Source organism: Jeotgalibacillus soli (genome assembly GCF_000829435.1).
GTDB classification, from domain to species: Bacteria; Bacillota; Bacilli; order Bacillales; family Jeotgalibacillaceae; genus Jeotgalibacillus; species Jeotgalibacillus soli.
The window spans coordinates 37,397-50,697 of the sequence record NZ_JXRP01000014.1 but is presented as its reverse complement, the minus strand read 5'-3'; the positions used below and the strand labels follow the sequence as shown (position 1 = coordinate 50,697).

14 protein-coding genes are annotated in these 13,301 nt (G+C 39.2%); 5 read left to right on the top strand and 9 right to left on the bottom strand.

Annotated features, from left to right (window positions below; genetic code table 11):
• Positions 1 to 393 precede the first annotated feature (393 nt).
• On the bottom strand, positions 394 to 573 hold the full coding sequence (locus KP78_RS08375) for an SE1561 family protein (protein ID WP_041088097.1): 180 nt from the start codon (positions 571 to 573) through the stop codon (positions 394 to 396).
• A gap of 173 nt (positions 574 to 746) precedes the next feature.
• Between KP78_RS08375 and yfkAB the strand changes: the two genes are divergently transcribed.
• Both yfkAB and KP78_RS08365 read left to right on the top strand, forming a co-directional pair.
• Positions 747 to 1,874: a radical SAM/CxCxxxxC motif protein YfkAB gene (yfkAB, locus tag KP78_RS08370; protein ID WP_041088095.1), complete on the top strand. Its 1,128-nt coding sequence runs from the start codon at positions 747 to 749 to the stop codon at positions 1,872 to 1,874.
• A gap of 184 nt (positions 1,875 to 2,058) precedes the next feature.
• Positions 2,059 to 2,238, top strand: coding sequence for a YjzC family protein (locus tag KP78_RS08365; RefSeq protein ID WP_041088033.1), 180 nt, complete (start codon positions 2,059 to 2,061; stop codon positions 2,236 to 2,238).
• A gap of 507 nt (positions 2,239 to 2,745) precedes the next feature.
• Here KP78_RS08365 and KP78_RS08360 read toward each other — a convergent pair.
• The gene (locus tag KP78_RS08360; RefSeq protein ID WP_041088031.1) at positions 2,746 to 3,126 is read right to left on the bottom strand and encodes an OsmC family protein; all 381 of its coding nucleotides are present in this window, start codon (positions 3,124 to 3,126) and stop codon (positions 2,746 to 2,748) included.
• A gap of 119 nt (positions 3,127 to 3,245) precedes the next feature.
• On the opposite strand from KP78_RS08360, the gene KP78_RS08355 reads away from it, so the two are divergent.
• Both KP78_RS08355 and KP78_RS08350 read left to right on the top strand, forming a co-directional pair.
• Positions 3,246 to 4,427, top strand: a complete 1,182-nt coding sequence (locus KP78_RS08355) for an MFS transporter (RefSeq protein ID WP_041088030.1) — start codon at positions 3,246 to 3,248, stop codon at positions 4,425 to 4,427.
• Positions 4,428 to 4,674: 247 nt separating this feature from the next.
• Positions 4,675 to 6,597, top strand: coding sequence for a heavy metal translocating P-type ATPase (locus tag KP78_RS08350; RefSeq protein ID WP_041088029.1), 1,923 nt, complete (start codon positions 4,675 to 4,677; stop codon positions 6,595 to 6,597).
• A gap of 132 nt (positions 6,598 to 6,729) precedes the next feature.
• Here KP78_RS08350 and KP78_RS08345 read toward each other — a convergent pair whose 3' ends face one another.
• The 4 genes from KP78_RS08345 to KP78_RS08330 form a co-directional block, all read right to left on the bottom strand.
• A complete protein-coding gene (locus KP78_RS08345) occupies positions 6,730 to 7,449 on the bottom strand; it encodes a YebC/PmpR family DNA-binding transcriptional regulator (protein WP_041088028.1) in 720 nt (239 codons plus the stop codon).
• Positions 7,450 to 7,923: 474 nt separating this feature from the next.
• Positions 7,924 to 8,877 carry a YihY/virulence factor BrkB family protein gene (locus KP78_RS08340; protein WP_235420881.1) on the bottom strand — a complete coding sequence of 318 codons (954 nt, stop codon included), beginning with the start codon at positions 8,875 to 8,877 and terminating at the stop codon, positions 7,924 to 7,926.
• Positions 8,878 to 8,894: 17 nt separating this feature from the next.
• Positions 8,895 to 9,338 carry a hypothetical protein gene (locus tag KP78_RS08335; protein WP_052474710.1) on the bottom strand — a complete coding sequence of 148 codons (444 nt, stop codon included), beginning with the start codon at positions 9,336 to 9,338 and terminating at the stop codon, positions 8,895 to 8,897.
• Positions 9,338 to 9,820, bottom strand: a complete 483-nt coding sequence (locus KP78_RS08330; RefSeq protein WP_041088027.1) for a low molecular weight protein-tyrosine-phosphatase — start codon at positions 9,818 to 9,820, stop codon at positions 9,338 to 9,340. The genes KP78_RS08335 and KP78_RS08330 overlap by 1 nt, the downstream gene beginning before the upstream one ends.
• A gap of 196 nt (positions 9,821 to 10,016) precedes the next feature.
• Here KP78_RS08330 and KP78_RS08325 point away from each other — a divergent pair, with 196 nt between their 5' ends.
• Positions 10,017 to 10,241 carry a DUF1128 domain-containing protein gene (locus KP78_RS08325; RefSeq protein ID WP_041088090.1) on the top strand — a complete coding sequence of 75 codons (225 nt, stop codon included), beginning with the start codon at positions 10,017 to 10,019 and terminating at the stop codon, positions 10,239 to 10,241.
• Between the two features lie 146 nt (positions 10,242 to 10,387).
• Here the strand turns inward: KP78_RS08325 and KP78_RS08320 are convergent, their stop codons facing one another.
• The 3 genes from KP78_RS08320 to KP78_RS08310 all read right to left on the bottom strand — a co-directional run bounded on the left by KP78_RS08320 (position 10,388) and on the right by KP78_RS08310 (position 13,270).
• The gene (locus KP78_RS08320; RefSeq protein WP_041088026.1) at positions 10,388 to 10,897 is read right to left on the bottom strand and encodes a type 1 glutamine amidotransferase domain-containing protein; all 510 of its coding nucleotides are present in this window, start codon (positions 10,895 to 10,897) and stop codon (positions 10,388 to 10,390) included.
• A gap of 70 nt (positions 10,898 to 10,967) precedes the next feature.
• On the bottom strand, positions 10,968 to 11,960 hold the full coding sequence (locus KP78_RS08315) for a class I SAM-dependent methyltransferase (RefSeq protein ID WP_041088025.1): 993 nt from the start codon (positions 11,958 to 11,960) through the stop codon (positions 10,968 to 10,970).
• On the bottom strand, positions 11,957 to 13,270 hold the full coding sequence (locus KP78_RS08310) for an FAD-dependent monooxygenase (protein WP_041088024.1): 1,314 nt from the start codon (positions 13,268 to 13,270) through the stop codon (positions 11,957 to 11,959). The genes KP78_RS08315 and KP78_RS08310 overlap by 4 nt, the downstream gene beginning before the upstream one ends.
• Positions 13,271 to 13,301 lie beyond the last annotated feature (31 nt).

The following is a 13,301-nucleotide window of genomic DNA, read 5'->3' as shown; positions in this document are numbered from 1 at the left end:
ATCGTTTCTATTATACCTTTTTAAGCAGATGAAAAAAAGATGATTTGAAAACGGTTTCTATTATATTTGTACAGAATTTGCTAGAGAGAAGCTTAGTCCATACCATTTGTTATAATCATATGCAAATATAAATTGTCATTTTCAACCCTCACATAGACGTATATAAAATAAAAGCTTTATTCAAGTCCATTGTTGATTTTTGCATAGCGTTGATTGATTGGAGTGGGTGTGCGATAATCCTGCGGGCTGAAGCAAGACAGGTGCGACGACTACGACCTGGGAGGCTCACCGCCCGCCCCGCGGAAAGCGAGCGCCTGAGTTCTGCAATAAACAGACATATTTAACACAGCCAAAATAAAAAGAGATACCTTTTCATCAGGCATCTCTTTCTGCTTATGACTTCTTAAACTGCTGAACTTTTAATTCCAAATCATCAACCATTTGAATCATACGATCTATATCTTCCAATTCCGCGCTTTCTGGATCAACGGATTCTAGAACTTCAAGAAACATATTTAAACGCTGTTTTAAATACAGCACTTGTGAGTCATTATCATGTATGGCATTTCCCATTGCTATCGCTCCTTTCACGCATGCTGTTATGGTAACGGATTCTCGCAATACGTGCAACCCTCCTAGTAGGAATTAACTTATTTTGAGCAATCGGATTGGCTTTTGTTGACACATCAAACGTTAATCTTGATAATGAGCATGTTGCAGAAAGAATGAAGGAGTATGATACCGTTATGACCTCAACACATGCCTCAACCCCGATCACACCGCAGTATGATCCGTGGGAGGCTTACGAAGATATAAAGCAGTTTGGGAATTTGACTCTGTCCAATATAGAATTAACGACGACAACTTTATGTAATATGCGCTGCGCCCACTGCGCAGTTGGATATACATTGTCTCCTAAAGATCCTCAGGCATTACCGCTTGAATTGATTTTAAAAAGATTGGACGGAATCGAACAATTACGTTCACTCAGCATAACGGGCGGAGAACCGATGATGTCACGCAAATCAGTTGAGCAATATGTTGCTCCTCTTTTAAAGTATGCACATGATCGCGGCATTCGAACCCAAATTAACTCTAATTTAACAGTTGACCTTGATCGTTATGATCCGATTATTCCGTATTTGGATGTCCTCCATATTTCTCATAACTGGGGAACGGTCGATGAATTTATCGATACAGGTTTTGCAATGATGGAACGCAAGCCGTCCCGCGAGCAGCGCCAGCGATTGTTCGATCGAATGATTGACAACAGCCGTGCCTTAAGTGATGCAGGAGTAATGGTATCCGCTGAGACCATGCTAAATAAAAAAACACTTCCATATATTGAACATATTCATCGAGAAATTGTTGAAGATATGAAGTGTGCGCGACATGAAATCCATCCAATGTATCCAAGTGATTTTGCTTCTTCTCTCAAAACACTTTCATTAGTTGAAACAAGACAAGCCATTTCACACTTGCTCGACATTCGCGACCCGGATATATGGATGCTGTTTGGAACAATTCCATTTTATGCATGCGATATGAATGAAGAAAATCAGGAGCTGCTAAAACGCCTGTATTCCACAAAAAATGTGACGGTAAGAAATGATCCTGATGGACGATCACGTTTAAATATTAATATTTTTAGCGGAGAAGTTATTGTGACTGATTTTGGGGACACACCTCCACTTGGAAATATTCAAACAGACGACCTTCAACAGTCATTTGACCGTTGGATCGAAAGCAAACAAGCGAAAAGCATGAACTGCCATTGTTCAGCGGTTCAATGTCTGGGGCCAAATCTGCTAGTGAAGGATATGTATTACAAAGATGCTGATTTTACAACACGAAAAGCAGTTATTTCAAGATAGCTTAGGCTTACTCACACGTGAATTTAAGCAGCTTAGAGATCGTCAAGGACTTTAGCTGTATAATGCTTTTTAGAGGGTAGGTGAGTCATTCATCTATCCTTTTTTATTGTCATAAAAGAATCATTCATAAACTCATTAAAAACGGAAAAACTAAACATGCAGCTATTACAAAGGAGGGATCACCTTGGGTCAGAACCATCAATTTAAACCGGGGCAAAAGGCGCCAAACAATGGGTTTTATGTAGAGATCGGCGAGTCTGGCAGTACGGTAAATAAACCTCAAAAAATTCATCTTGCAGCTGGAGATACATTTCCTGAAACAACCAACCATAATCGCGTCTGGATGCCTCAGCGCAAGCCATAAACATGCTGCTGTCTTTATGGCAGCTTTTTATATTTTCTTTCATTTGATTATTTCAAATAATAGTTATGTTAAAGTCCATTGTTGATTTTTGCACAGCGTTGATTGGAGCGGGTGTATAAGACTTCTGCACGCTGAAGCGGAACAGAGTTGAGACTCAAGCAGATGCGTCTGCTACCTGGAAGGCTCACCGCCCACCCCGCGGAACGCGAGCGCCTGTGTGCTGTAATCAACCAACACGTTTAACACAGCCAAAATAACAAAAAACAAAATTTTATTTATTTTGAATATTTACACTTCTTATTTTATATGATATACTTCAATTAGCTTAATCAAAGGAGGGTTGTATTAAATCAAAAACAATCCAATAGAAAAGGAGAGGTGATGACGAGCGCTTATTTAGAAATAGTGCGGTATTATGAACGATGACATTCAAATTTACTTAAAAACATAAAAACTCGGGATCAATCTTTCATTGAAAGAATTGGACCGAGTTTTTGTGTTGCTGCTTTATATGATTTCAAAGCTTTCTGTTACATCAATACTGCCAATGACAGACTGAACCATTGAGCAATTCTTTCTCGTTAGCTCCAACGCTTTTTTTACTTTTCCTTCGTCCAAATCCTCAGCTTTAATGATAAAATGCAAATGAATTTTTTCGATGCGATCAGCAACATCTGGATTGCGTTCAACATCAGCAGTCAATTTAATATCTTCAAATGAAAGCCTCATTTTTTCTAATACTTTTCTTAGTACACCTCCGCTGCAAACCGCAACAGACGACACTAAAAGCTGATATGGTCGAAAGCCATATTCTTCATTTCCTGAAATATCTAGTTTTCCATATGCAAACTCTGTTGAAAAACCGCCTTCTCGCATGGTGAATTCCATCATATCCCACTCCTTCTCCTATTCAACAAACTATAGTAAAATTATATACGTTTACATAGAATATGACTATGATCATGCTTACATTTATGGGTTCACCCTAGTCAGGAGCGTTTTTTGTTATGCACGTGTCGAGCACAGTTCGTTTTTGGATTTTAATTAGTGTTGTTGCCATTTCAGGCTTTTCACAAGGAATGCTGCTCCCCCTAATTGCCATTATTTTCGAGCAGGATGGCGTTTCATCCTCTTTGAACGGGTTTCATGCAACAGGGATTTATATCGGAATTTTGATTACGGCGCCGTTAATGGAGGCACCATTAAGAAGATTTGGTTATAAGCCAATTATTCTTGTTGGCGGCTTTATCGTAGGGCTTTCATTATTATCTTTTCCAATGTGGCAGCATTTCTGGTTTTGGTTTTTACTTCGTTTATTGATCGGAGTAGGTGATCAAATGCTGCATTTTTCTACTCAGACCTGGATTACTTCATTCTCTCCTATGCATCGCCGAGGACGGAATATTTCCTTATATGGATTATTTTTCTCTCTCGGGTTTGCCGCAGGTCCTGCAATGAGTTCCCTTGTAGAAATCGAGCGTTCACTCCCATTTATCCTATCGGGAATTTTGACCTTAATTACCTGGGGCTTTGTCTTTTTACTGAAAAATGATTTTCCAGATAAAAGTGATATTGGAACTGCCTCTATATTTGGAACCTTTAAACGCTTTGGACAAGTAGCCAAATATGCCTGGGTCGCCTTTTTGCCCCCAATGTGCTACGGATTCCTTGAGGCATCACTACATGGGAATTTTCCGATCTATGCACTTCGCAATGGTGTTGAGGCTAATGCAATCGCGATTATTCTTCCGGCTTTTTCAATTGGCAGCATCGTGTTTCAGCTCCCCCTCGGTATACTAAGTGATAAGCTTGGACGACATCGGGTTCTGATGACAGTATTGCTTATTGGTTCAGTTTGCTTTATAGGCTCTGGGATTGCCGGCACTTCTGTAATTGGATTGTTTATCACATTTTTTATTGCTGGAATGGCAGTCGGATCAACATTCTCTCTTGGAATCAGCTACATGACCGATTTATTGCCTAAGCATCTTCTACCGAGCGGAAACATATTATGCGGTATTGCCTTTAGCGTCGGCAGCATTAGCGGACCATTTTTAGGTGGAATCACGATTCAATGGCTCGGAGGATCTAGCTTTTTCTATCTAATTAGCGGCATGCTTCTCACAATATGTTTATGCTTATGGATCTTTTCCTTCATTCAAAATAATAAAAAAGAGTTATCTTCTTAGAAAAGTCACAACACTTTGTTGTGACTTTTTTAGTACATTATTCTATACACCCATCCCTTTTCATGATAATATAATATCAAATTATAATTATTATAAATTAATAAGTGTTATTAATAAATTACACTAATGTCCGTTAGAACAGCTTATTATTACTCTTTATCAATGAATTGACGTTGATTATTATTCTCAATTAAAAAACTCAATTATCATTTATTTGTTTTTTCATAAAAGAAAGGTGTGATGAAAAATGCAATCTCAACTTAAAGCTGCTCCCTATCTTCCCTCTGCTCAATCAGCGGGAATGCTACAACAAATTAAACCGCACGCAGAGCTTATTGCGGCTCTATTCAGCGGTGTATTAATCTTGTTTGCATGGTATGCAGGCTATCAACATGCTGAAACACTCTCAATCGTGCTCTATCTCCTGGCCTTTGTCATTGGGGGATTCGCCAAAGCGAAGGAAGGCATTCAGGCAACAATTGAGGATAAAGAGTTGAACGTGGAGATGCTGATGATCTTTGCTGCCGTTGGTTCTGCCATCATCGGGTATTGGGTAGAGGGCGCCATTTTAATTTTTATTTTTGCTATCAGCGGAGCACTTGAGACATACACCATGAATAAGAGTCAAAAGGAAATTTCATCCTTGATGGATATTCAGCCCGAAGAAGCTTGGAAGCTGGTTGATGGAGAGGAGAAAAGAGTATCAATTAAAGCCTTGAAGATAGGTGATCTTTTAGTCGTAAAGCCAGGGGAGCGTATGCCGGCAGATGGAGAGATTATTCGAGGAATAACAACGATTGATGAAGCAGCCTTTACAGGTGAGTCCATCCCTGTTTCCAAATCATTAAGTGATGAGGTCTTTGCAGGTACAGTTAACTTATCAGGCTCTGTGACCATCCGCATGACCAAAAATAACGATGAAACGATGTTTCAAAAAATCATTCAGCTTGTTCAAACCGCTCAAAGTGAAAAATCTCCATCTCAGCTCTTTATTGAAAGGTTTGAAGGACGCTATGTTAAAGCTGTACTTCTAGTCGTTGGACTTATGATGTTTCTTCCTCATTATTTGCTTGGATGGGATTGGCAGGAAACCTTCTACCGGGCGATGGTTTTACTGGTTGTCGCTTCTCCTTGTGCGCTTGTCGCATCTATTATGCCGGCAACATTATCCGGTATTTCAAATGGGGCCAGAAAAGGGATCCTATTTAAAGGCGGCGTACATTTAGAGAATCTCCACAAAGTAAAAGCGATCGCGTTTGATAAAACAGGAACGCTTACAAAAGGAAAACCAGAAGTCACCAATCTTGTCATTCGTTCTGATCAACGTAAGGATGAAGTGCTAACAGCAGTAGCTGCTATTGAAAATCAGTCCAATCATCCCCTTGCACAGGCAATTGTCATGTACATTAAAAATAACTATGACGTTGCACTGACTTCACCGGAAGCAGTAGAGGATATTCCAGGGTTTGGCGTACAATCAACGTTAAACGGGGCTGATTGGAAAATTGGGAAAGCTGAATGGTTCGGAGAACATACACTTGAAAGCTTTCAGGAAAGTGTGACCGACCGTTTATCACAAGAAGGAAAAACCGTTGTTTTTATTGAGAAAAATGGGACTGTTATTGGCTTTATCGCCTTAAAAGATACGGTGAGAAAAGAGACTGAAGAAGCGATCGAGCAGCTTAAAAAAGCAGGCATTACAACCATCATGCTAACTGGTGACAGTGAATCAACGGCAAAAGCGATTGCAGCTGAAACGAATGTTGACCATTATGTTGCAAGGTGTCTTCCAGAAACAAAAGTAACCGAGCTTAAAAAACTGCTGAAACAATATGGAACTGTCGCGATGGTTGGCGATGGAATCAATGACGCTCCTGCCCTTGCCACTGCCTCTGTAGGAATTGCAATGGGTGAAGGAACGGACGTTGCACTTGAAACAGCAGATGTTGTTTTAATGAAAAATGATCTCCCGCGTATTGCTGAAGCGATTCGACTATCGAGAAGAATGAAAAGAATTGTAAAGCAAAATGTTCTTTTTAGCCTATCTATTATTTTTCTATTAGTTATATCAAACTTTATGCAGGCCGTTGACTTGCCTCTTGGTGTACTTGGGCATGAAGGAAGTACAATTCTTGTTATATTAAATGGATTGCGCTTGCTAAGAGCATAAGGAAATAGACAAATCCCCCAGAGACCGTATAATCTCTGGGGGATTTTCCAATCAGGGATGCAGCAAGCAATCTCACAAGGAGCTTGTGCATATTCAAGCTTTATATACGATTCGTTCATCCGCAACAGACAATCATTCACCAAAATCCACGTTGTGATAAACCTGTTGAACGTCTTCTAACTCTTCCAGTGCATCAATCATTTTTTCAAATTGTTCTTGTGCGTCCGCGGGAAGTTTTAGTTCATTTTGAGGGAGCATGGTTAGTTCTGCTACTGTAAATTCCGTTACACCAGTATTCTTAAAGGCTTCCTGCACTGTATGGAACTGATCGGGTTCTGCATAAACGATAACCGCTTCATCTTCTTCAAGAATATCGCGTACGTCTACATCTGCCTCCATTAATACTTCAAGCACTTCATCTGCTGTTTTTCCTTCGAGACCGATTACAGCTGTTGCATCAAACATATAGGCAACAGATCCATTTACTCCCATATTACCGCCATTTTTCCCAAATGCAGCTCTCACTTCTGATGCAGTACGGTTTACGTTATTAGTAAGTGCATCTACAATGACCATCGATCCATTCGATCCGAAGCCTTCATAACGAAGTTCATCATAGTTTTCTTCTGAACCGCCCTTTGCTTTTTCAATCGCACGCTCTATAATCGTTCTCGGTACGTTGTATGTTTTTGCACGCTCGAGTACAACTCTTAAAGCCTGATTGGATTCTGGATCCGGCTCACCTTGCTTAGCTACTACATAAATTTCACGTGCAAATTTATTATATACATTACTTGTATTGGCATCTTTTGACGCTTTTTTTTCTTTAATATTGTTCCATTTACGGCCCATTATGAACACTCACTTTCAACTTTAAATCTACATAAAATGAAATTTAGAAAACCCTTCTTCCATTCACTACATTACATTATACATTATTTGCTACGAGTTAATAAGTAAAAAGGTAGTCCATTTTCATGGGTTTGTAAAATGAAAATTATGATGCTATCCTTTCATTCGTATTTAAATATGTCTTCCCTTAAAATTTGGTTAGATTTTATCTATAGGAAAAGCCAGTCCACATAAGTCAATGAATGCAGCATTGACTTATTGAACTGGCCTTTTAAGATTGGCTACCCTGAAAATAAACTCTGTTAAACTAGCTTGTTGATTTCCACTCCAACCGTTCGCTTTCCGCGAGCGGTCTGAGGGCCTCCTCGGTGCTTGCGCCTGTGGAGGCTCACGCTTTACGCTCCAATCAACACCATGCCAAAATCAACAATGATTTTAACATAGTCTTTAAATTAACTTTCTCGATTATTTCTCCTATGCATTTTGACGTTTTCTTTCAGCCATAATGGCATTGATTTGCCCGCCTATCATAATAATCATTCCTGACAGATAGAGCCAAATCATTAGAACAATTATTCCCCCAATGCTTCCATAGGTCGATGTGTAATTTCCAAAGTTTCCAACATACAGGCTAAAAGCAAATGACGTCAATGCCCATCCGAGAGCGGCAAAAACAGCCCCTGGTAATACGCTAATAAAACGAATTTTTATATTTGGGGCAAATGCATACAACCCAATAAATATCAGTAAAAGAACAAAAGGCGTGATCGCGAATCTCAAAACATTCCAGGTTGAAATGAACTCCTCTGAATAGCCAATTGCTGAAAATAAGTATTCACCAATTTGTTTTCCAAAAACGGGAAGAAGCAACGCGATAATAACAACCGTGATCATCGCAATCGTCCATACAATCGCCATACCGCGTGCAACAATAAATGAACGGGTCTCATCCACTCCATAAGCATGATTAAAGGATCGTGTTAATGCATTCATTCCATTTGACGCGGACCATAATGTTCCTAATATCCCGATTGATAATAAGCCAGTGCTCTGACTGGATACAACCTCTGAAATAGTTGATTCAATTAAAGTCATGGTTTCACCAGGAGCAAATTCTTCAAACAAACTAAGCATTTCCTCCTGGCTAATCGGCAAATAAGGAACAAGCGTAATTAAAAAGATTAAGAGCGGAAATAAAGACAGAAGAAAAAAGTAAGCGAGCTGAGCAGCCATTCCCGGGGTGTCACTTTTTTGGAACCGGGTTAATAATTCCTTAAAAAAACCGCCAATCGAATTCAAATCCTTCTTTGGCGCTCCTTCATGCACAGCGATTGTCATCTTATTCAAATGATCAGGAAGCGATGCTTTATTCAATTCTAATGAAGGGTCCTTCTTATTATCTGATCGCATCTTCTTTTGGTTATTCATTAACTCCCCCCTGCCTATTATGGATTCGGAAAGGTCTTTTTTCCATCACCTATGTTTCGTGACTCAAGAGCAGCAGATGGCTGAGAATTTTCGATACTTGCTGTCTTTTCTTCATCGTCCTCAAATACCTTTTTAACTGTTTCTCCAGATGATTCAAAGGTCTCTTTCGTTTCGTTAATAATATTTTTTATTTTCGGTGTCATTTCTTTCACTTCATTCACCTTAGTTGACAGAAATTCAAAATCCTCCTGAAGCTGTTCTGCGGTAATTCTAAGCTGATCAGCCTTTACTTTTACCCGATTCGCCAGTTCCTTTGGATTGCTTGTAAAATCAGAAATGGCTTGTCCGCTTTTTTTCGCATTCTCAAAGGTTTGACGGCGTGTCTCACGGTCGATTAAGCTAAGTGCTCCTCCCAGAAATGCTCCAATTAAAATTCCCTTCGTTAATTTATTATTTGACATTACATTCCCTCCAATTGATTTTTATGTTTTTTCTTTATATGTTCAAGCAAAGAGGCACATCCTTCTTGAAGAAGATCAAACACTTCTTCAAAATTCCCTGAGTAATAGGGGTCAGGAACGTCTGTCGTGTATGTTTGAATAAGTTCAAGCAACAGGAGACATTCAGGTTTTTTGTCCGCTGCTCTTGCCAGCTTCTCTATGTCCTGCCTATTACTCTGGTCCATTGCAATTATGTAATCATATTCCTCCAGATCCCTACGCTCGAGCTGCCGTGCCTTTAGGTTTTCACCTGAAATCCCTTTGTTTTTCAATAATTCAAGTGTACCCCGGTGAGGCGCCTTACCTATATACCAGTGACCTGTACCTGCAGAATCGATGTCAATTCTATGTTCTAGGCCTTCCTTCTTAATCATATCATGGAAGATCGCTTCAGCCATAGGTGAGCGTATATTACCTAGACAAACGAAGAGAACTTTGATCACATCGCACCCTCCTATTGTGTATGTTATAATCTATATTTTACCTTAACTTCATAAAGCAAAACATTTTTTCAAGAATAATGCTTGTAAAAATTGACCTTAGCGCTACTCTTTTCTGTCCACTCCTCACTTTGCATTGACAGATCGGGAAAAGCATGGAAAGATAAATAGGATAATGGTGAAGGGAATGACGCAAAAAATGGACTTGACTGTTAAATCTACAGAGAATACCGCCTATATGATTGAGCGAATTAAAGACAAACTTCGTATTGTTAATGCAGGTGCAATAAAAGCTGCTCATTTTGACGATGAAATGTATGAGGAGTTGCATGATCTCTATACGATGGTGATGAAACGGGAAAACTTCAGCCCTAGCGAGATGCAGGCAATTGCTGAAGAACTTGGAAAACTTCGCCGCACATAAAAACAGCTAGCTTGATTCTTCCTTTTCGCTAGCTGTTTTCAATTTTGTAAAGCTACTTTATTTCGTAATATACAAGGGTTTTGTTGTACGAGAAGAATGAATCGACTTTTAAATAAAGAACCCGCTGCTAGCGGGTTCTTTATTTTTTATAGTAATTTAAGTGCTTCACGTGTAAATGCTGGGATATCATCAGGTTGACGGCTTGTTACAAGCTGGTTGCCGCATACAACAACCTCTTCATCTTTATAATTTACACCTGCATATTCCATATCTACCTTTATTGATTTATAGCCAGTTGCTGTTCTTCCTTCAAGTGCTTTTGCTGTAATAAGCAGCTGAGGACCATGACAAATGGTAAATACAGGTTTTTTATCATCCATAAATTGTTTAGCAAATGAAACAAAACGCTCGTCTTCTCTTAACAGATCCGGTGAAAAACCACCCGGAATAAACAGTGCATCGAACTCATCGGGCTTGACATCATCGATTGAACGATCAATTGTGATGGTGTCATTCCCCTGCTTTCCTGTCACTTGTTTTCCTGCTTCGCTATCAATCGTGATGACCTCATGACCTGCTTCTTTAAAAGAATTTGCAGGATCCGTATATTCTACATCCTCAAAATAATTCGTTACAAGTGTCGCAATTTTAGCCAAAGAAAACATCTCCCTTAAATATGATTGATTGCTTTTATATGATACCACCACTTATTTACTTTAAACATTTTTATGCTTGTTTTTGGATTTTTACGATAAACCAGCCGCCTTCTCGAATAATGGCTGAAACATTCTTTACCTTGAAGCCTGCTTTCTTAACTAACTCTCGTAATTCCTTTTCTGAAGGAACCGGATAAAGATTGTCGAACGTAAGAAAGAAACTATTAAATGCACTTGAAAATTGTTGTCCATGTTTTGCTTTTTGAAGTGGTGAGATGATCGTTACGATTCCATTATGAGAGACCACATTATGTAACCGAGAGAAAAAAGCTTTTCTTTCTTCTGGATCAAAATAATGAAGAAGATTATTAACCATTACGTAATCAAAAAACCGATCAGGTTTATAGTTTTCTATATCTGAATGGACAATTTCCACATTATCGTAAGGCTGTGCTGCTTCTGCTGCACTTTGTGCAACGTCTTCATTTATTTCTACCCCAACGAGATCAATTTCTTTATATTTCTTAGCCAATTTAATTAGATATCCACCTTCCCCACACCCAATATCTAAAATTGTGGAAATCTTATGCTGCTTTACATTTCGATCAATTATGCGAAATGCAAGCAGTTCAAGCAGTGTTGATGTTTTTGCAACAGTAGGGGCATGTTTTTCCGAGTTAAAATGATGGCGGCTTTTATTTTTCATCAGCTCTGGATACGAAAGCAGCGACGGTATATGCAGCTCCATCATTTCTTTTAGTAGATCACCTGAGGAAGGGCTACCATTATTAGCCCCTGGGAGCTTCCATGCTCGAACGATTTTCACTCGGCTTCTTTCATCACGTTTTAAATGCTTTAATGCTATTCCTACTTCTACCCATTGCTCCAATAATTCTATTTCGAGATCATAAGCATCTGAAACATCCTCTATTCTTACCGGTCTTTTAAAAGCCTCGAAAAGATTAAGCTCGAAGCCGACGTAGGCATGCCAGCTATATAAAAACGGTACATTGTTTTTCATCCAAGTCCTTGCTTTCCACATATTAGCTACTTCATTGATCATTTGATTCCCTCCTCTTTCCAAGGATAATCATCGTCTGCCGTATAGACATATCCTGCTTTTTCTTTTTCAGAAATGTCTCTTTTCCTTAAAGGAATAAATCCGCCTTGGACAAGCCTGTCGTGCACGTTTTCCTTCCACTCTCCTAAGCCCGAAATATTCAGCATCTGCTTGTAATGGAGAATTTTATCCTTCTCCATACGCACAAGTGTTTTTCTTCGAAACCAGCTTACCGTCTTAAAATGATAAGAGTATGCCAGCGCCGAGAGATGACTCAAGCTAATTTGATTATTTACTCGCGGCTGCCTTACCTTTGGATACCAATGAAGATGCTTTGGGTTGAGCTCATTTTGACGATACATATCACATAGAAGCTCTCCTAAAATATCTGCATCCTGAATAGCCATATTCATTCCTTCCCCAGCCATGGGATGAACCGCATGTGCAGCATCTCCGATAACAACTTTATTGCCTTTTAAATACGTTGATAGATGATAAGATACCGGGATCATGAGCTGAATTTTTTTCCATTCTGTAATTCTCTGAATATACCCGTCTAGCTCTGGACAAAGGTCGAGATATAATTGATGCAGTTCTTCAATTGGCTTATTTCGAATCTCTTTAAAATCTCCTGCTGGAATTAAGTAAACAGATCGTACTTCATTATTTGGAAGAGGAAACAATCCTAGAAATTTATTATAGGAGGAGATAATTTTCCCGCTGACAAAAGACTTTGGTCGTGGGAACGTAACCGTTAAAAAGTGGTGTTTATAAGTTTCTTCTTTTATTTTTAATCCCATTGAAGTACGTGTAACAGAAGCACGTCCTTCAGCCCCAATAAAAAAATCTGCATCATAATAAAGGGTTTTCTTCGTTTTACCGTCTACTACAACCGCCTTGCCATTCTCATATCCTTTGCAAATTGAATTAGAAATGTAATGAAAATGCTTATACGTGTTGCCCAAATTACGTACGATTTCTTTGAATTTTTCATGATGAATCATAAGGGCATAATCAAATTCCCCTGACAGCATCCCGTAGTCCATGACAGAGTCATCCAATGGCTGAAGACTTTCCCCAAGCTCCGTTATATCGATTTTTTTAAGTTTATGTCCATGTTCAAGCATTTTATTCAGCAAATCGAATGATTCAATAATCTCTAGACTCTTCGGCTGGACGAGCTCTCCCTTATATACAGGTGTAGGTCCTGGAAGCTTTTCAATTATGATGACATCAATACCGCATTTTGCTAATTTGACACCAAGGGTCAGCCCGCCAATTCCTCCACCGCTGATAAATACATTTGTCTTCATTCACAACCTCACCACCTTTTCCTTCTTGTCT